This window comes from Marinobacterium sp. xm-a-127, assembly GCF_013283425.1.
Classification (GTDB): Bacteria; Pseudomonadota; Gammaproteobacteria; order Pseudomonadales; family Balneatricaceae; genus Marinobacterium_E.
Window position 1 is genome coordinate 89,833 of record NZ_WBYH01000006.1, and the last position, 17,529, is coordinate 107,361.

The 17,529-nt window shown below is 49.5% G+C and carries 20 protein-coding genes; 5 read left to right on the forward strand and 15 right to left on the reverse strand.

Going from position 1 to position 17,529, the window contains the following annotated elements; translation table 11 throughout:
- Positions 1 to 4: 4 nt before the first annotated feature.
- Both XMA127_RS10770 and gpmI read right to left on the reverse strand, forming a co-directional pair.
- Positions 5 to 1,135 carry a peptidoglycan DD-metalloendopeptidase family protein gene (locus XMA127_RS10770; protein ID WP_173499190.1) on the reverse strand — a complete coding sequence of 377 codons (1,131 nt, stop codon included), beginning with the start codon at positions 1,133 to 1,135 and terminating at the stop codon, positions 5 to 7.
- A gap of 3 nt (positions 1,136 to 1,138) precedes the next feature.
- On the reverse strand, positions 1,139 to 2,689 hold the full coding sequence (gene gpmI / locus XMA127_RS10775) for a 2,3-bisphosphoglycerate-independent phosphoglycerate mutase (RefSeq protein WP_173484174.1): 1,551 nt from the start codon (positions 2,687 to 2,689) through the stop codon (positions 1,139 to 1,141).
- 167 nt (positions 2,690 to 2,856) lie between these two features.
- On the opposite strand from gpmI, the gene XMA127_RS10780 reads away from it, so the two are divergent.
- From XMA127_RS10780 to secB, 3 genes are read left to right on the forward strand one after another with little or no spacing between them, the layout of a single operon-like run.
- Positions 2,857 to 3,273, forward strand: a complete 417-nt coding sequence (locus tag XMA127_RS10780) for a rhodanese-like domain-containing protein (RefSeq protein ID WP_173481864.1) — start codon at positions 2,857 to 2,859, stop codon at positions 3,271 to 3,273.
- Positions 3,270 to 3,533, forward strand: a complete 264-nt coding sequence (gene grxC / locus XMA127_RS10785; RefSeq protein WP_173481863.1) for a glutaredoxin 3 — start codon at positions 3,270 to 3,272, stop codon at positions 3,531 to 3,533. The genes XMA127_RS10780 and grxC overlap by 4 nt, the downstream gene beginning before the upstream one ends.
- Positions 3,534 to 3,561: 28 nt before the next feature.
- Positions 3,562 to 4,044, forward strand: coding sequence for a protein-export chaperone SecB (gene secB / locus XMA127_RS10790; RefSeq protein WP_173481862.1), 483 nt, complete (start codon positions 3,562 to 3,564; stop codon positions 4,042 to 4,044).
- Between the two features lie 67 nt (positions 4,045 to 4,111).
- Here secB and XMA127_RS10795 read toward each other — a convergent pair whose 3' ends face one another.
- Positions 4,112 to 5,152: an NAD-dependent epimerase/dehydratase family protein gene (locus tag XMA127_RS10795; RefSeq protein ID WP_173481861.1), complete on the reverse strand. Its 1,041-nt coding sequence runs from the start codon at positions 5,150 to 5,152 to the stop codon at positions 4,112 to 4,114.
- Positions 5,153 to 5,287: 135 nt separating this feature from the next.
- Between XMA127_RS10795 and trxA the strand changes: the two genes are divergently transcribed.
- On the forward strand, positions 5,288 to 5,662 hold the full coding sequence (gene trxA, locus XMA127_RS10800) for a thioredoxin (protein ID WP_173481860.1): 375 nt from the start codon (positions 5,288 to 5,290) through the stop codon (positions 5,660 to 5,662).
- Here the strand turns inward: trxA and XMA127_RS10805 are convergent.
- The 11 genes from XMA127_RS10805 to XMA127_RS10855 form a co-directional block, all read right to left on the reverse strand.
- Positions 5,649 to 6,803, reverse strand: a complete 1,155-nt coding sequence (locus tag XMA127_RS10805; RefSeq protein WP_173481859.1) for a glycerate kinase — start codon at positions 6,801 to 6,803, stop codon at positions 5,649 to 5,651. The genes trxA and XMA127_RS10805 overlap by 14 nt on opposite strands.
- A gap of 103 nt (positions 6,804 to 6,906) precedes the next feature.
- Positions 6,907 to 7,560: a peroxiredoxin gene (locus tag XMA127_RS10810; protein ID WP_173481858.1), complete on the reverse strand. Its 654-nt coding sequence runs from the start codon at positions 7,558 to 7,560 to the stop codon at positions 6,907 to 6,909.
- A 151-nt stretch (positions 7,561 to 7,711) separates the two neighbouring features.
- Positions 7,712 to 8,389 carry a tRNA-uridine aminocarboxypropyltransferase gene (locus XMA127_RS10815; RefSeq protein ID WP_173481857.1) on the reverse strand — a complete coding sequence of 226 codons (678 nt, stop codon included), beginning with the start codon at positions 8,387 to 8,389 and terminating at the stop codon, positions 7,712 to 7,714.
- 16 nt (positions 8,390 to 8,405) lie between these two features.
- Positions 8,406 to 9,236, reverse strand: coding sequence for a twin-arginine translocase subunit TatC (gene tatC / locus XMA127_RS10820; protein WP_173481856.1), 831 nt, complete (start codon positions 9,234 to 9,236; stop codon positions 8,406 to 8,408).
- The gene (gene tatB / locus XMA127_RS12110) at positions 9,214 to 9,714 is read right to left on the reverse strand and encodes a Sec-independent protein translocase protein TatB (protein WP_173481855.1); all 501 of its coding nucleotides are present in this window, start codon (positions 9,712 to 9,714) and stop codon (positions 9,214 to 9,216) included. The genes tatC and tatB overlap by 23 nt, the downstream gene beginning before the upstream one ends.
- A 6-nt stretch (positions 9,715 to 9,720) precedes the next feature.
- Complete coding sequence (gene tatA / locus XMA127_RS10830) at positions 9,721 to 9,966, reverse strand: twin-arginine translocase TatA/TatE family subunit (protein ID WP_173481854.1); 246 nt, start codon at positions 9,964 to 9,966, stop codon at positions 9,721 to 9,723.
- 50 nt (positions 9,967 to 10,016) lie between these two features.
- Positions 10,017 to 10,346 carry a phosphoribosyl-ATP diphosphatase gene (locus XMA127_RS10835; RefSeq protein ID WP_173481853.1) on the reverse strand — a complete coding sequence of 110 codons (330 nt, stop codon included), beginning with the start codon at positions 10,344 to 10,346 and terminating at the stop codon, positions 10,017 to 10,019.
- The gene (gene hisI / locus XMA127_RS10840; protein WP_173481852.1) at positions 10,339 to 10,746 is read right to left on the reverse strand and encodes a phosphoribosyl-AMP cyclohydrolase; all 408 of its coding nucleotides are present in this window, start codon (positions 10,744 to 10,746) and stop codon (positions 10,339 to 10,341) included. The genes XMA127_RS10835 and hisI overlap by 8 nt, the downstream gene beginning before the upstream one ends.
- A gap of 9 nt (positions 10,747 to 10,755) precedes the next feature.
- Complete coding sequence (gene ubiB, locus XMA127_RS10845) at positions 10,756 to 12,384, reverse strand: ubiquinone biosynthesis regulatory protein kinase UbiB (protein WP_173481851.1); 1,629 nt, start codon at positions 12,382 to 12,384, stop codon at positions 10,756 to 10,758.
- Between the two features lie 110 nt (positions 12,385 to 12,494).
- Positions 12,495 to 13,127: a thiol:disulfide interchange protein DsbA/DsbL gene (locus tag XMA127_RS10850; RefSeq protein WP_173481850.1), complete on the reverse strand. Its 633-nt coding sequence runs from the start codon at positions 13,125 to 13,127 to the stop codon at positions 12,495 to 12,497.
- Between the two features lie 109 nt (positions 13,128 to 13,236).
- A complete protein-coding gene (locus tag XMA127_RS10855; protein ID WP_173481849.1) occupies positions 13,237 to 13,830 on the reverse strand; it encodes a cytochrome c in 594 nt (197 codons plus the stop codon).
- A gap of 199 nt (positions 13,831 to 14,029) precedes the next feature.
- On the opposite strand from XMA127_RS10855, the gene yihA reads away from it, so the two are divergent.
- A complete protein-coding gene (yihA, locus tag XMA127_RS10860; RefSeq protein ID WP_173481848.1) occupies positions 14,030 to 14,665 on the forward strand; it encodes a ribosome biogenesis GTP-binding protein YihA/YsxC in 636 nt (211 codons plus the stop codon).
- 26 nt (positions 14,666 to 14,691) lie between these two features.
- Here yihA and polA read toward each other — a convergent pair whose 3' ends face one another.
- A complete protein-coding gene (polA, locus tag XMA127_RS10865) occupies positions 14,692 to 17,448 on the reverse strand; it encodes a DNA polymerase I (protein WP_173481847.1) in 2,757 nt (918 codons plus the stop codon).
- Positions 17,449 to 17,529 lie beyond the last annotated feature (81 nt).

Here is a 17,529-nt window from a genome sequence, read left to right on the forward strand (position 1 = left end):
CGAATTATCTCTTTTTATTTAGCCAGGGAACCGGGTTAAAACTCTTACCATTATGACGTAATGAGAAGTAGAGGCCAGTCTGATCATAGCCACCACTGCTACCGGTGAGTGATATGGTCTCGCCCGCTTGCACCCAATCACCTGTGTTACGCAACAGACTCTGATTGTGACCATAGAGGCTGAGGTAGTCATCCCCATGGTCCACTATGATCAAAAGCCCATAGCCTCTTAACCATTCAGAAAAGACAACACGACCTGGATGGATCACTCTAACAGCCTTACCTGGATCGGAACTGATGAAGATACCATCGGTCGATAGCGTGCTCTTTTTACTGCCATATTTAAGAGCCAACTTACCCGACACCGGCCAATCTAACTTCCCTTTGCGTTTGGCAATCTGCGGCGTATCGATATCGACGAAGTTATCTTTCAGCGACTGCTCTATCTCAACGAGGAGAGACTCAAGCTGTTTGCGATCTTGCTCAAGTTTGACCAACTGATTTTTCTCGCTGCCAATGTCTCGCTTGATTTCATCCAAGGTTTTTAAGCGCTGCTGGTAGGCTTGTTTTAAGCGATTTTCCTGCTCAACTAGCGCCTGCTTTTCAGACACTAGTTGCGACTCTGTCGCACTGAGGTCTGCGCGATTCTGATCAAAGTCACTTAATAGCCTTTGGTAGCTAGTCACTCGCGTTTTTAAAACATCGCTGAGGTGATCGTAGTAGCGCAGCATGCGATCAACCGTCTGTGGCTCTGTACCACTCAAAATCATTTTCAGTATTGGCTGACGACCTTTACGGTACTGCTCTTGCAGCAAAGAGATTAACAATGCGCGCTCTTTTTCGACCGCCTGTTTTAGACGAGTCTGATCACTGGTTAGCGTATTCGCTCGACCAGTTAGTTTATTGATAGATAGGGACACTTCGCGCTTTTTAGAGGAAATTTCAGCAATTTTACGCTCATCTTCACGAAGTTTTTTCTGGAGCGCTTGCTGGTCGCCCTGTTTTTTAGCGACACTTTTTTGCAGTGACTGCATCTGTGCAGTCAGCTGTTTGATTTTCTGCTCAGTCTCTTCAGCCGTTCCCGCTAATGCTGGGGAGCAACAGAAGAGACCTAGAAGGAGCCAGTGGCGCAACACGGATTAGCGTGACGCCAGGCTAGAGCCGGTCATTTCAGACGGCTTATCAATATCCATTAGATCCAGCAGCGTCGGTGCCAGATCACATAGCGCGCCATCCGCTAGGGTTAGCGACGCTTTACGAGGACCATCGTAGATCAAAGCGACTGGCCAGTTGGTGTGGGATGTATGAGGCTGTCCTGAGTTTGGATCAACCATCAACTCAACGTTACCGTGATCGGCTGTGATCAGTGTCTCGCCGCCCACTTCTGCCATCGCCGCCAGCACCTTAGCCAGTGCTTCGTCGACCGCTTCACAGGCTTTAACCGCTGCATCAAATTTACCGGTATGACCGACCATATCGCCATTGGCAAAGTTGCAGACAATCAGATCATATTTGCGACTGCGAATCGCTTCACAAAGTTTTTCACTGACCTCTGGCAAGCTCATCTCAGGCTTCAGGTCGTAAGTGGCCACATCGGGAGAAGGCACCAAGATGCGCTCTTCACCTGGGTAGACCTCTTCCTGACCACCGTTAAAGAAGAAGGTAACGTGTGCATACTTCTCGGTTTCAGAGATGCGCAGCTGCGTTTTACCCATACCCGAGAGGTACTCACCTAAATCGTTACTGATCTTTTGTGGCGGGTAGGCACAAGAGGCCGGGATATCCGCTGCATATTCGGTCAGCATGACAAAGTCAGCAAGCGCTGGGCGTTTAGCGCGTTCAAAACCATCGAATGAGTCATCCAGAACAAAGGCACGCGTAATTTCACGAGCACGATCCGGGCGGAAATTAGCACAGATTAGGGTATCACCATCATTGATCGTACCCACTGGCGCACCCGATACGTCAGTAATCACAGTGGCCGCGACAAACTCATCGTTCTCATCACGAGCGTAAGCAGCAGAGAGCGCCTCTTGAGCGGACTCAGCCGTTTGAACACCTTTACCCATTGTCATGGCATCGTAAGCCATCTGCACACGATCCCAACGGTTATCACGATCCATTGCGTAGTAACGACCAACAACGGTGGCGATGGCGCCTACGCCCAGATCTGCAAACGCCTTCTCAGCGAGAGCAATCGACGGCTCTGCAGAGCGAGGCGGCATATCACGACCATCCAAAATAGCGTGTAGGTAAACCTGCTTCGCACCGCGTTGAACGGCCATTTTAGCCAACGCAACAATATGATCTTCGTGGCTGTGGACACCGCCAGGGGATAACAAGCCAGTAATGTGCACAGCATTACCCTTTGCAATTGCGGCATCCATCGCGTTAACCAGCACGCTGTTCTCGAAGAAATCACCATCGGCAATCGCTTTGGTAATACGCGTTAGGTTTTGATAAACGGTTCGGCCTGCACCGATATTCATGTGCCCTACTTCAGAGTTACCCATCTGACCATCTGGAAGGCCCACGGCCATGCCCGATGTTTGAATACGTGAGTTTGGATTATTGGCCAATAGACCATCCCAAACGGGCGTATTAGCAGCGGCTACAGCTGATGATTCAGTGGCTTCGACTCCGTACCCATCTAGGATAAGAAGCGCTCTTGGGGTGCGCATATCACTCATAGTTATGAATATTCCGGTTATAAGACTTTAGATTGATAGAGATTTTAACCGCTGAGGCCCGTTAAAACCATTAAACATTGGTGATTTTTCAGTCAGCCCCCTTATCCCTTGAGGCTCTGCAATGTATACTTTCGCGCATTAATTTTTATTGCATACACAGGTCTGAAATGGAAAACGTAATCGAATTTATCGGCAATCACACCATGATGGTTGTTGCTTGGGCATTTACCCTAGCCATGCTGATCTTTACTGAGCGTATGAAAGGCGGTAAATCAGTGACGGCGGCTGAAGCAACGCGCCTAATCAATAAAGAAGATGCTGTTGTTCTTGATATCCGAGCGCACAAAGATTTCAGCACTGGCCACCTGACTAACTCGATCAACATTCCACTGGCTGATTTCGATCGCCGCATGACTGAGTTGGATCAGTACAAAGAGAAGCCGATCATTGTAGTGTGTAACATGGGTCAGACAGCGGGCACCGCGTGTCGCAAAATGAAATCGGCTGGATTCACACAGGCGATGCGTCTTACCGGAGGCATCTCTGAGTGGCGCCACCAAAGCATGCCAGTGGTAACAAAATGACAGTAGAAATTTACAGCTCAGCTCTATGCGGTTTTTGCACTCGTGCAAAGATGTTACTTGATCACAAAGGTGTTTCATTTAACGAGATCAGCGTAGATCAGGATCCAACAAAACGCGCTGAAATGATGGAACGCAGTGGTCGACGTACCGTTCCTCAAATCTTTATCGGCGAGCACCACGTTGGCGGATGCGACGATCTGTTCGCACTTGAGCGCAATGGTGAACTGGACGGACTGCTGGCAAACAACGCCGGCGAATAATTAGAACGATTAAAAGTAAGGAAGCAACATGTCTGAAGAGAATCAGCAACCAGCACCACAGTTTGGTATGAAACGTGTCTACCTAAAAGACGCATCACTTGAAACACCTGCTGGCCCAGAAATTTTCAACAAAGCTTGGCAGCCACAGGTTGGTCTAGATGTTAATTCGGCTAGCCGTGTACTGGGCGATGATCACTACGAAGTGAACCTAACACTGACTGTGACCGTTAAGACAGAAGATGAAACAGCCTTTCTGATCGAAGTACAGCAAGCAGCTATCTTCCAGATCAGCGGCTTTGAGCCAGCACAGCTGCACCACACTCTAGGTGCATACTGCCCAACGCTTCTATTCCCATACGCACGTGAAGCAGTAGACAACCTAGCGACTAAAGCTAGCTTCCCTGCACTGATGCTTGCACAGGTGAACTTCGATGCTTTGTACGCACAGAAAGTTCAGCAAGTAATGGAACAGCAGAAAGCAGAGCAAGGCGAAGCTGAAGCGGCTGAATAAGCACGCACTGCACACAATATAAAAAGGAGGCGAATGCCTCCTTTTTTGTTGTCTAAAGATCGGTGTTTTACGATCGATGCTCCACCCAATACTCGAACATATCATTCATCGTTTCAGAGAGTGGACGATACTCAATACCTAATACCTCCCGACTCTTACTGTTGTCCGCTCGCCATTCGATGTTGACGTTGTTAGCAATAAACTTTCGATCCAATTTAATGAACGGAGCAAGCAACCAAACCAACCATTTAGGTGCAGCTCTCTTGGGAAGTTTGTAGTCCTTTCCGAATCGCGCTTGCAGTGTCAGTAGTGCGGTTAGTAGGTCGCTACAGTGTCCAGAAAGAATAAAGCGCCCTACTGCCTCAGGGGTGAAGGCTGCACGTAGATGAGCTTCTGCGACCTCTCGAACATCAACAAAACCAATACCTAAACGTGGCGCACCCTGTTTGAACTCACCCGAACCCACACGTTCGATGATCGAGAAACTCTCTGACGTTGGAATGCCACCTATCGCTGGCCCCATCACTAAACAGGGATTGATCGTCACCAAGTCAAACGATGCATCCTCAGCGATGCGCCAGGCTTCACGTTCGGCCAGAGTTTTTGAATACGAATAGGGCTGATAGTCTATGGATGCGGTTTCATTCCAGTTTGCTTCCGTTAGCACGCCGCCCTCGACCGAGTCACACTCTGTCGCATCAGTATAGATTGCAGCACAAGAACTGGTGACCACCACCCGCTTAACGGTTTCGAAGGATTTAGCCGTCTCGAGCACATTGCGGGTACCGATCAACGCAGGATCAATAAGTTCCCGCTGCGGGTCTTTAAAATTTGAGGTAAAAGGCGATGCGGTATGAAATACAACACCACACCCCTCGATCGCATCGGCAAACCCCTCTTTGGAGAGCAGATCGGTTTTGAAGAATTTAAGCGTACCCGGGCTTCCATCAGCTAAGGCGTTCAACGCTTTAAGTTTATCGGTGGCCTCGGGATCACGCACCGTGGCATGTATAGTTAACCCCTCTTCCAATAAGCGCTTAATAATCCAACCAGCAACATAGCCTGTAGCACCCGTCACTGCGACGGAAAGAGAACGATCTATGTTCATATAAAGGACTCTTCTAAATTTTAATTAATGTATCACGTACGCTAGTGTTTTAGACCTAGACCGCTTTAATCCTATTAACTGCCATCAATCATTGATAAGCTGTTTCTAATATAAACTAAACATTAGGAGAGCAACATGGCGGTTATTGAGCTAAACCAAGAGAATTTTGAATCGACCATTACGCAAAACAACTTTGTGATTGTCGATTACTGGGCGCCTTGGTGTGGTCCTTGTAAAGCCTTTGGCCCAACCTTTGATACCGTCTCTGAAGAGTTCCCAGACGTTGTCTTTGGTAAGGTGAATACTGAGGTTGAACAGCAAATTGCAGCAGAGTTCCGCATTCGCTCGATTCCAACACTGATGATCTTCCGCGACAACATTCTGATCTACAACGAAGGCGGTGCACTGCAAGCGGGACAGCTTCGCGAACTGCTGACCAAAGCGGCTGAACTTGATATGGATACCGTTCGTGCAGAGATTGAGCAACAAGCCGCAGCTAAAGCTGAATAGTCTTCAGGCTCAACAGGCGTCCAATTTGGGCGCCAGTTCTTTCTAAATTTTCAGCGCCATTAGCAAGCGCCTCTTCCAAGCTACAAACACCTGGAACCACTGAGAAAAGTGCATCTATCCCCACGTCATGCACGCCCTCTGCACCCTCACCAATAGAGCCACAGAGTGCAATTACAGGCAGGTCGTGCTGTTTAGCCCAACGTGCAACGCCAACCGGGGTTTTACCGCTTAGACTTTGACCGTCCATGCGTCCCTCACCGGTAATCACCAGATCGGCACCCTCAAGCGTTTTATGGAAATCGACCGCCTCCAGCACCAGATCGATACCTGGTGCTAAGCGAGCATCTAAAAACTGAACCAACGCGTAGCCAAGGCCACCCGCTGCGCCAGCGCCGGCACGATCTCGTAAATCCTTACCCAACAAGTCAGCACTCACGTCGGCCAATCGAGTTAGGGCGTCATCCAACTGTTGAACCTGTTCAGGTGTCGCCCCCTTTTGCGGACCAAAAATAGCAGAAGCCCCCCGCTCACCTAACAGCGGATTATCAACATCACAGGCGACTAAGAACTCTGTCTCGGCTAAACGTGGGTCAAATCCGGTTAGATCTATACGATCCAGATCAGCCAGTGCCGCACCCCCTTCGGCAAGTTCATGACCTGCCGCATCAAGAAACTTAGCACCCAGAGCCCTTAACAATCCCGTTCCACCATCATTGGTGGCACTGCCTCCTAAGCCCATAATGATGCGACGCGCGCCTTGATCCAGGGCTTTAAGGATCAGCTCACCCGTACCATAGGTTGAAGCTGTTAGGGCATCACGCTGTTCAGGCAGTATCTTATCCAATCCTGAGGCTGCCGCTGTTTCGACCACCGCTGTCAGTGGCACACCCTCTTGGTGACCCAGTACGCCCCAGATAGCATTGAGGGAGCCCCCTAATGGCCCCGTCACTTCGGCCGTGTGTTGCTTCCCAGAGGTTGCTGCAATCAGCGCTTCCGTCGTTCCCTCGCCACCGTCCGCCACAGGTACGCAGTGAATGTCGACATCCGTTAGCGTTGACTCAATGCCTTTGGCAATCGCACGTGCGACGCCTTCTGCATCTAGGCTCTCTTTGAACGAATCAGGGGCAATGACTAGCTTCATCAACAAGGCTCCAGAAGTTGGGACTCACCCAACTATCGCATTGTGCACTGCATCAAGCAATAAAAAACCCAGCACATGGCTGGGTCTTATTACAGAACCGGTCTTAAGAGGGCTGCTTAGTGGTGCGTAGGTAAGGCAGCTTGATGTCTACATCGCCAAAACGCTCTTTAGCCTCTTCATCGTTAAGTGATAGAGCTACGATTACGTCCTCACCAGGCACCCAGTTAGCTGGCATCGCAATTGGCACACCGTAAGAAGCTTGAAGTGCGTCAAGCGCACGCAGTACTTCAGCAAAATTGCGACCAACAGACATCGGATATGTCATCGAAAGCTGAAGCTTTTTATCTGGGCTAAAAATGAATACAACTCGAACACTAGCAGAATCAGCTGCTGTTCTGCCATCAGGAAGGTATGCTTCCGCTGGCAACATATCGAGTGCTTTAGAAACCTCTAGCGACTCATCAGCAATGATTGGGAAATTAGCCTTTGCATTGGCAAAGCTCTCGATATCGCACTTCCACTCTTTGTGCTCATCAACACCGTCAACCGATAGACCGATCACTTTGGTATTGCGCTTCGCCCATTCATCGGCCAGTTGAGCAACTGCGCCAAATTCAGTTGTACATACTGGAGTAAAGTCTTTCGGATGGCTGAAAAGGATTGTCCAGCTATCACCAATGAAATCATGAAGCTTGAATTCACCCTGATCAGTGACAAGATCAAGATTTGGGACAGTATCATTAATACGTAAAGCCATGGTTTATCTCCATTGTTAATTTAATTTCGACTTATCTTCAGTCGATATGGTTATAGTTACATAACAAAAATACATAATAAATTTTATTATGTTTATGGCCTTGATAAATTATATCTATGTTGGTCATCGAAGAGCTTGGCGAAAAAAGAACTTAAACTAGTTCGCCTGTGTCACGATCACGCTTGGCTAATCGACCACGACTAGCGACGTAGTGCTGATTAAAGCGTTTGAAATAGGCATTGAGGTGGTTCGAGGCAGGTTCATCGCCTAACTGTTCAAGCAGTGCGATGGCAACTTCGGCGGTGCAGAGTTGTCCTTCATGAATCGCTTTGCGCAATCCATAACTCGACTCGCGCACTTCATCCAGACTGATCACTGGTAGATGTTGTAGGTAGTCAGAGTGGCGGAAGATCCTGCGCGCTTGTCGCCAGGTACCATCCAGCAGAATTAAAAGTGGCTTACCCGAACGTTGTTGGACCTCAACGGGCGTTGTCATTCGCTCGAGGTAGTCCTCTGCGGGTGGGAAGACAATGATAGGCTGATAAGAGGGATCGTTCAGTAAAGCTGTTAACTCGTCACCTGGCTCTTTGCGACCTTGCCACTCTATGACGCGGGTTTTAGCGATACTGTCGGCGATTAGCCTACCGGTATTGGTGGGTTTATAGGTTTCGTAGCGATGCATCAGCACCACAAACTCAACCTGTGATTCAACCTCAGATCGGTACTCACAGATACAGGCGGTGATTGGCAGACGGCAATGTTCACAGCGCTTTACATTAGCACCACGCGTAACAAAGGGTTTACGAGGGGGGTTGTCGATCTGAGGCATTGAGCAGCGTTAAAACTTAGCTTTTAGCGCTGCTATCAGTCTCTTCTGAGTCTGAACGGTTTGCATCGTCTTCGGCTTCGGCCGCGGCGAACTCATCTTCAAACTCCTCTTCATCCGTGTTGCGAACAAAGATACGGCCCATGATCAGACCTACTTCGAACAGCAGCCACATTGGCAGCGCGAGTAGTGATTGAGAGATGATATCTGGCGGTGTCAGCAGCATGCCGACAACAAAACAGCCAACGATCACATAGGCACGTTTTTCACCCAGTGACTGTGCAGTTGTCGCGCCTGACCAGATCAGTAACAGCGTTGCGATAGGGATCTCGAAGACCACACCGAAAGCGAAGAACAGTTTTAGAACGAAGTTCAAATAGCTGCTGATGTCCGTCATCACCGCAACGTTCTCTGGACCTACGCTGGTAAAGAAGCCAAATACCAGTGGGAAGACCACAAAGTAGGCAAAGGCAATACCGGCGTAGAAGAGGAAGATCGATGAGATCAGAAGAGGCACGGCAAGGTGCTTCTCATTTTCGTATAGACCCGGTGCGATGAAGCTCCAGATCTGATGCAGAATGTAAGGGATACCGATGAATACCGCTAACACCAATGCCAATTTAAAGGGCGCAAAGAACGGCGACGTAACGTCCGTCGCGATCATGCTGGTCCCTTCAGGCAGCAGCGCAGTCAGCGGTGCCGATAGGTAGGCATAAAGATCATTCGCGAAGTAGAAAAGCCCCGCAAAAATCACCAACACGAACAACACGATGCGCATGACGCGCTGGCGTAACTCGATTAGGTGGGCAATTAATGGCTGCTCTTTATCAGCTGTGTTTGTTTGGCTCATTCTGCTCTGTATTGTCCGCTAGCTGCTCAGCTGGTTCAGCAGTTACCGGCTCGGCAACATCTGATTCAGCGACTTGGGCAGCGCTCTCTTCTTGAGCGTTCTCTTCGGCTACGGCGGTTGGCTTGTAAGCTTCGTGAACGGAAGGGTCACTGGTAAATGAAGTTGGGTCAAAGTCGGTTTTGGGGGCGTCAGGTGCTGCTTTTTCTGCAGGCGAATCCTCACCAAAAGGACGCTGGAAAGATTCGGTAACATCACCAAGCTCTTTCTCTAGCTGATCTTTGCTCATCGCCGTGGTGCGTTTTAGCTCGTCAACGCGCAACTCTTCATTGATCTCGCGTTGAATCGAACCGATAGAGCGGCGAATACGACCTACCCATAGGCCAACCGTGCGAGCTGCTGTCGGCAGTTTCTCTGGACCAAGTACGACCAGACCTACTACACCAACGATGAGCAGCTCGGCAAAACCGATATCAAACATCTTAAATTAAGACTTAGATTCGGTTTTATCTTCAGTTTTTTCAGCGTCTGCAGCTTTGAACTCTGCATCACTCTCTTGAGCGATTGATTTAGGCTCTTCTTTTGCGCCTTCATCAGACATTGCTTTTTTGAAGCCTTTTACAGCTGAACCTACGTCACCACCCAGGTTACGAAGTTTCTTAGTACCGAACAGCAGAATGATAATGCCGAGTACGATAACCAATTGCCAAATGCTGATACCACCAAAACCCATTACAGTTCTCCTAACGCGTTGTTGTTCTGTTTTAGTTTGTTATACACCTATTATTTGGTGCGATTTGCTTTTTCTTCAAGGCCTGACAGACCAAAACGTCGTGCCAGTTCCTCTAAAACCTGTTCCGGTGACACATCTAAGTGCTTTAACGCCACCATGGTATGGAACCAAAGATCAGCAGTTTCGTAGATTAGCTCCGAATTGTCACCACTCTTTTCTGCATCTTTAGCCGCAAGGATGGTTTCAGTCGCCTCTTCACCCACTTTCTCTAAGATTTTATTTAACCCTTTAGAGTAAAGACTGGCTACATAACTCGAGTCAGCTGACGCCCCTTTACGTTCTTCAAGAATAGCGGACAGTTCGCCAATAACGTTATTCACCTTTGGTATCCTCTTTCGCATACAGCAGCGCTGGATCCTTCAGCACGTCCGTTTCAACTTGCCATTCGCCGGTCTCACTATTGAGCTTACGGTAAAAACAGCTACGACGACCTGTATGACAAGCCACTTCGCCAATTTGTTCAACGCTCAACTGAATGACATCTGCATCACAGTCCAAACGGATCGCGTGCAGCTGCTGAACATTACCCGACTCTTCACCTTTACGCCAAAGCTTTTGACGCGAACGCGACCAATAAATGGCACGCCCTTCGGCCACACTCAACTCTAATGACTCGCGGTTCATCCAAGCGACCATTAGGTTTTCACCGGTTTTGTAATCTTGAGCGATCGCCGGTACTAAACCACGATCATCCCACTTAATTTCATCTAACCAAGACATCTCTCTTTCCTATGCCCGCCACACAAGCAGCCAAGCCAAACCGGCTGGCAGCCAAGCATAACCGGGTAGGGATTCTACCCAAGCCAATACGGCCGGCTCTGCCAATGCTGTCGCAGCTGCTAAAGTGGCTGCCAACAGTAGGGTACGGCGTGTATTACGTGATCGCTGCTCTTGCGCTTGCTGCAAAGCCAGCATGCGTTGGTACTCTAACTCACCCGCTTGACGGTTTTGTTGCAAGTTATCAAATACCAGTTGTGGAATTTGCGGTAACTTCTCAATCCAATCCGGTGCCTGCTGCTTGATATTCTTGATCATCGCTTTGACACCCATACGCTCTTTCATCCAGTTCTCTAGATAGGGTTTACCCGTTTTCCAAAGATCCAATTCTGGATAGAGCTGCCGACCCAGCCCTTCAATATTGAGCAAGGTTTTTTGTAGAAGAATCAGCTGAGGTTGCACGACCATATTAAAGCGACGCGCCGTCTGAAACAGTCCTAACAGCACCATTCCAAAGGATATGTCCTTCAATGGCTTTTCAAAAATCGGCTCACAAACACTGCGAATAGCGGTCTCGAAAGCGTGAACATTGGTATCAGCAGGTACCCAACCGGAGTCGATGTGTAGCTGTGCCACCAAACGGTAGTCGCGCTGGAAGAAGGCCAAAATATTACGGGCCAGGTAGCTCTGATCTTCAGGTGAAAGCGATCCCACAATACCAAAATCAACGGCAATGTATTGTGGGTCGTCAGGATTTTCACGCGACACAAAGATATTGCCTGGGTGCATATCAGCATGGAAAAAACTGTCACGGAAGACTTGGGTAAAGAAGATCTCTACGCCACGTTCAGCCAGCTTCTCCATATTGGTACCCTGAGCTTGCAAAGCGTCGACATCCGCTACAGGAATACCGGATATACGCTCCATCACCATGACGCTTTGACGCGTGAAGTCCCAATAAACTTCGGGCACGTAAAGAATATCTGAGTCGGCAAAGTTACGTCTTAGCTGAGTCGCATTGGCCGCCTCTTTACGCAGATCGAGCTCATCAAAGATGGTCTGCTCGTACTCTTCAACCACCTCAACGGGGCGCAGGCGCTTACCCTCGGACCAAAGATTCTGCACCATACGAGCCATGACATAGAGCAGCGCAACATCTTGGCGGATCACACGCTCAATACCAGGGCGAATCACCTTAACAACGACAGCACGGCCATCTTTCAGTCGGGCTGGATGAACTTGGGCAACGGATGCCGAGGCTAGGGGTTCGGCATCGAACTCTGCAAAAAGCTCATCGACACTGGCACCCAGTTGTTTCTCTATCAACTTACGCGCTTGTGCGCCTTCGAACGGAGGCACTCGATCCTGCAGAAGTGCCAACTCATTGGCGAGATCTGGCGGCAGCAAGTCACGTCGGGTTGATAGGGTCTGTCCAAACTTAATAAATACAGGACCTAAAGCGATCAATGCGCCGCGTAAACGCGCCTCAGAGCTGCCGTTGGCACGGAAGAAGAGACGCCAAGGCAAAAGCGTAACCACAAGGCGAAGGTACCAAGGCAAGCGGGTCGTGTTGATGAAGGTATCAAGACGAAAACGGGCGATAACCCAATAAATTTTGATGATTCTAAGAATGCTTTGCACGAAACGGCCGCCAGCACTGATCGATAATGAAGCCGCTATTATGCCACCTTAGAGGAGTATAAAAAAACAACTGCTCCAAAAGGAGCAGTTGTTAGAAGGTTATTGTGCCTTTATTGAGCGTTGCGCTCTTTCTCGATTAGGTGTTCTGCCACTTTCAACATGTTGGCGTGTGAGCCCGTTAGAGTAGAGGTGACTAAGTATTTACCGTTAACGATGATGCTGGGTACACCCTGAATCTGGTATCCACGGACACGCGCATCACTCTGCTTCAACTGCATGCCAACCGCAAAGGAATTGTAGGTCTTAAGGAAGTCCTGTTTCGACACGCCATGCTCTTCAAATACTTCAGCGATATCTTCTGGGCTGCGGAAACGACGACGTTCAACATGAATCGCATCAAACATCGCTTGGTGAACCTTATCTTTAACGCCCAATAGCTTACCTACGTAATATGCACGAGCGAGCGGCTCCCAACTGCGGCCAAACACAACCGGCATATTTTCAAACGTCACATCGTCTGCAAGCTTCTGGCTCCAAGCGTGAAGCATCGGCTCAAAGGCATTACAGTGCGGACAAGAGTAACCAAAGGCCTCAACCACCTCGATTTTGCTCGCATCCGCTGTCGGTACAGGCTGCTTAAGAACGGTGTAGTGCTCACCCGCTTTCCACTCTGTCGCATGAGCAAGTGTGGCGCCAAGCGACAAAACGGCAACAGCAAACAGATTGAATGAACGTCTTAACATGATTTAGTTCCTTGGAATTTATCTTTAATAACTAAAGTAATGGTCATGGCTGAATTGAAGCTGAAATCAAAAAAGGCAGCCGAAGCTGCCTCTTTATAGAAGTCTACGATTACTCGTATAGACCCTGGATGTAAGCGGCTACCGCTTTCATTTCGTTCTCTTTCATGTTCGCAGCGATCGTACGCATCATCGCGTTTGGATCGTTGTTACGCTCACCTGAGTAGAACTTCTTAAGCGTGCTCTCAGTGTATTGAGCGTGCTGACCCGCTAGAGCTGGGTAGCCTGCAGACGTAATGCCTTTACCTGCAGGACCGTGACAGGCAGTACACGCTGCAACGCCACTCTCTGGGTTACCTGCGCGGTAGATCTTCTGACCAAGCTCAACCAGTGCTGGATCTGCCTGACCACCAACCATCGTTTTACCCGCGTAGTGAGCGGCAATCGCAGCAAGCTCATCATCGCTCATCGCATCAAGAAGACCGGTCATTTCAGGAATAGCACGTGCACCTGACTTGATCTCTTTAAGCTGCTTTAGCAGGTATGGCTGGCCTTGGCCGGCAATCTTAGGAAAGTTACCCACCATACTGTTACCATCAGCACCGTGACAGCCAGCACATACAGCCGTTAATTGAGCGACATCTGCCGCATTCGATCCGCTAACCAGACCAACGCTGATCAACATTCCGAGTAATACTTTTTTCATGGCTCTCTACCCACATTTCATCTTTGAAAAGTTTGAAACCAGTGGTGCTGGCTTCGTCGAATCCGTTCAACGCGCTCGTTTTTTTCACTTTTGGTGGTTACGAGTTGACGACAGCGCTAAAATTGCGGTGCATTATAAACCTAATCATCTATAACGAAAACCGATAAACCCCGTACTTATATAGTACTAAAGGCCAGATATGACTGAAGAGTTAGAACAAATTCATTACAACACAGCACGTTTTCTTATAAGCGCAGCAAAACTCAGTCAGTGTCCAGAGGATGTCGGTGCAGAAGTTGCTTTCGCTGGGCGCTCCAATGCCGGCAAGTCGAGTGCCATTAACTCGCTAACCAATCAAAACAGTTTAGCGCGCACCTCAAAAACACCAGGTCGCACCCAGCTGATCAACTTTTTCGATCTGAATGTCGAAGGTGTGCGCATTGTCGACCTTCCTGGTTATGGCTATGCGAAAGTGCCGATCGCAATGAAAGAGCACTGGCAAAAGCATCTCGATGACTACCTACAGCGCCGTCAATGTCTGCGCGGGGTGGTACTGGTGATGGATATCCGCCATCCGATGAAAGAGTTCGATGAGATGATGATCGACTGGTGTGAATCTACGGGCGTGCCACTGCACATTCTGCTCACCAAAGCCGACAAGCTAAAACGCGGCCCAGCTCAGGCTACGTTGTTGAAAATTAAGAAAGAGACCAAAGAGCGTCTGGCCGACAAAGTCAGCGTACAGGTCTTTTCAGCACTGAAGAAAACGGGCGTTGATCAGCTACGTAACCGTTTAGACAGCTGGCTATTGCCAGAGCCGTTCGACGCAGAATAGAGCTAATTGTGTGAATGGGGGCAAGCTTAGTGCGCTTGCTCCCAGTTATCCCCGACACCCACTTCGACCAACAGCGGCACACTCAATTCAGCGGCCGACTCCATTAGACGTTTAATCTCAGCATTAAATGCATCAACCTGATCTTCAGCCACTTCAAAGACCAATTCATCGTGCACCTGCATGATCATTCTGGCATCAAAGCCGCTTTCTGTTAGCCAAGCATCTACCGCCAACATAGCGCGCTTAATGATATCGGCGGCGGTACCCTGCATCGGAGCGTTGATCGCAGTCCGTTCAGCCCCTTGGCGCAACATTGGGTTACGGGCGTTGATCTCTGGCAAGTAGAGACGGCGACCAAAGATGGTCTCAACGTACCCCTGCTCGCGCGCCATGTCGCGGGTGCTCTCCATGTAGTTTTGGACACCTGGGTAGGTTTCGAAATAGTGCTCAATGTAGGTCTGCGCCTCTTTACGCGACGTACCCAACTGCTTGGCCAAACCAAACGCAGACATACCGTAGATCAAGCCGAAGTTGATCGCTTTGGCACTGCGGCGCTGATCGGTGCTGACCTCATCCGGTGAGACCTTAAAGACCTCGGCAGCCGTCGCTTTGTGAATGTCATCGCCATTGGCAAAGGCATTGACCAATCCCGCATCGCCAGAGAGGTGCGCCATAATGCGCAGTTCGATCTGTGAATAGTCGGCCGCCACCATGCGGTAGCCCTCTGGAGCGACAAAGGCGTGTCGGATACGTCGACCTTCGGCCGTTCTAACCGGAATATTCTGCAGGTTCGGGTCAGTCGAAGAGAGACGTCCTGTAGCCGTCACCGCTTGATGGTATGAGGTATGCAGACGACCCGTATTGGGATCAACCATCGTCGGCAGCTTGTCCGTGTAGGTCGATTTCAATTTGGTTAGACCGCGGTGCTCAATAATCAGCTTGGGCAGTGGGTACTCCAGCGCCAACTCTTGCAGCACCTCTTCTGCCGTCGACGGGGCGCCTTTCGGAGTCTTCTTAATCACCGGCAGCCCCTGCTTTTCAAACAGAATGGTCTGCAGTTGTTTAGGTGAGGATAGATTAAACGGCTCACCCGCCGCTTCAAACGCGTCGTTCTCTAACACCTTAAGGCGCTGCTCGATCTCAGCACTCTGTTGCGCCAGCAGTACCGATTTAATCAGCGCACCGTTGCGTTCAATGCGTGACAGAACCGGAATCAGTGGAATCTCGATCTCGTCTAGAATCGGTTTCACCGAAGGCACTTCATTTAGAGCTTGCTGCAAGGTCTCATGCAGACGCCACGTAATATCGGCATCTTCAGCGGCATAAGGGGCGGCCTGCTCTATCTCGATCTGATTAAAGGTCAGTTGCTTCTTGCCTTTACCCGCCAAGGATTCAAAGCTGATGGTACTCTCATCTAGATAGAACTTAGCCAAACTGTCCATATCATGGCGTGTCGCGGTGCTGTTCAGTACATAGGATTCCAGCATGGTATCGGCTGATACGCCTTGAACATTAATGCCATATCGCGCCAGCACATTCATGTCGTACTTAATGTGCTGACCCACTTTATTGAGGGAGGCATCCTCGAGCAGCGTTTTAAGCTCAGCTAACGCCCAATCAAAATTAACTTGCTCCGGCACGCCGACGTAATCATGGCCCAGTGGCAAGTAGGCCGCTTTGCCCTCTTCACAACAGAATGAGACACCCACTAACTGAGCTTGCATGTAGTTTAGGCTGGTCGTCTCGGTATCAAAGGCAAAGGTGCCCGCAGCGCGCAGTTTGGCAAACCACGCAGAGGCCGTCGCCTGATCCAAAATGGTTTCGTAGTGGCGTTCAACACTGGGCTTAGGAGCAACGGGCTCGTTTGAAGGCGCAGAGTCTTCAACAGCTTGCCCATCGGGGCCCTCTAATAGCGCCACCCATGAGCGGAACTCGTAATCCTTAAACAGCTCAATCAACGAAGCGTTATCAGGTTGCGGAAGGTGCACATCCGATAGAGAGATCGACAGTTCAACATCCGTTTTAATAGTCGCTAACAGATAAGAGAGCTCAGCCGCTTCACGATGCTCTTCAAGTTTCTTGGCCATGGTTTTAGAGCCACGGAAGGTTAGATCGGCAATCTTATCGAGATTTTGGTAGAGGTCACTGATACCGCCAATACCTTGCAGAAGCGCCAGTGCTGTCTTCTCGCCCACGCCAGGCACACCTGGAATGTTATCGACCTTATCGCCCATCAGAGCCAGATAATCGATGATCAATTCTGGGGGAATACCAAACTTTTCGACCACCCCGTCGCGATCCATCTTAGTGTCAGTCATGGTGTTGATTAGGGTGACCTTATCATCGACCAACTGCGCCATATCTTTATCGCCCGTTGAGATCACAACCTCTAAATTGTGCGCTTCGGCCTGGCGCGCCAGTGTACCGATCACATCATCCGCTTCGACGCCCTCTTCCACCAACAGTGGCAATCCCATTGCCTTAATAATGTTGTGAACCGGCTCAATTTGCTCACGCAGATCATCGGGCATCGGAGGACGCTGTGCTTTGTATTCAGGATAGATCTCATCACGGAAGGTTTTACCCTTAGCATCGAAGATGACCGCCACAGGAGAGTTTGGATAACTCTTTAGCAGACTGCGCATCATTGAGGTGACCAGTCGCACCGCACCGCTTGGACGTCCGTCGGATGTTCTTAAATCAGCCTGTTGTGACGCAAAGAAGGCGCGGAACAGATAAGAGGAGCCATCAACGAGAACTACGGGGGCTTTTGTGTCGGTCATAATAAGATATCTATTGTATTTTTAAGCAAGGCACACAATCATAGACAAAAGCGCTGCTGCACCCAAGCTTTAGCAGCAGAT

Excerpts from the sequence above, each read along its gene's own strand:
- tatA (WP_173481854.1), bottom strand. The coding sequence starts at position 9,966 with ATGGGTTTTGGTGGTATCAGCATTTGGCAATTGGTTATCGTACTCGGC.
- polA (WP_173481847.1), bottom strand. The coding sequence starts at position 17,448 with ATGACCGACACAAAAGCCCCCGTAGTTCTCGTTGATGGCTCCTCTTAT.
- XMA127_RS10850 (WP_173481850.1), bottom strand. The coding sequence starts at position 13,127 with ATGTTAAGACGTTCATTCAATCTGTTTGCTGTTGCCGTTTTGTCGCTT.
- XMA127_RS10780 (WP_173481864.1), top strand. The coding sequence starts at position 2,857 with ATGGAAAACGTAATCGAATTTATCGGCAATCACACCATGATGGTTGTT.
- grxC (WP_173481863.1), top strand. The coding sequence starts at position 3,270 with ATGACAGTAGAAATTTACAGCTCAGCTCTATGCGGTTTTTGCACTCGT.
- tatB (WP_173481855.1), bottom strand. The coding sequence starts at position 9,714 with ATGTTTGATATCGGTTTTGCCGAGCTGCTCATCGTTGGTGTAGTAGGT.
- XMA127_RS10855 (WP_173481849.1), bottom strand. The coding sequence starts at position 13,830 with ATGAAAAAAGTATTACTCGGAATGTTGATCAGCGTTGGTCTGGTTAGC.
- gpmI (WP_173484174.1), bottom strand. The coding sequence starts at position 2,689 with ATGAGTGATATGCGCACCCCAAGAGCGCTTCTTATCCTAGATGGGTAC.
- secB (WP_173481862.1), top strand. The coding sequence starts at position 3,562 with ATGTCTGAAGAGAATCAGCAACCAGCACCACAGTTTGGTATGAAACGT.
- trxA (WP_173481860.1), top strand. The coding sequence starts at position 5,288 with ATGGCGGTTATTGAGCTAAACCAAGAGAATTTTGAATCGACCATTACG.
- XMA127_RS10815 (WP_173481857.1), bottom strand. The coding sequence starts at position 8,389 with ATGCCTCAGATCGACAACCCCCCTCGTAAACCCTTTGTTACGCGTGGT.
- XMA127_RS10805 (WP_173481859.1), bottom strand. The coding sequence starts at position 6,803 with ATGAAGCTAGTCATTGCCCCTGATTCGTTCAAAGAGAGCCTAGATGCA.
- XMA127_RS10810 (WP_173481858.1), bottom strand. The coding sequence starts at position 7,560 with ATGGCTTTACGTATTAATGATACTGTCCCAAATCTTGATCTTGTCACT.
- XMA127_RS10795 (WP_173481861.1), bottom strand. The coding sequence starts at position 5,152 with ATGAACATAGATCGTTCTCTTTCCGTCGCAGTGACGGGTGCTACAGGC.
- hisI (WP_173481852.1), bottom strand. The coding sequence starts at position 10,746 with ATGTCTTGGTTAGATGAAATTAAGTGGGATGATCGTGGTTTAGTACCG.
- tatC (WP_173481856.1), bottom strand. The coding sequence starts at position 9,236 with ATGAGCCAAACAAACACAGCTGATAAAGAGCAGCCATTAATTGCCCAC.
- yihA (WP_173481848.1), top strand. The coding sequence starts at position 14,030 with ATGACTGAAGAGTTAGAACAAATTCATTACAACACAGCACGTTTTCTT.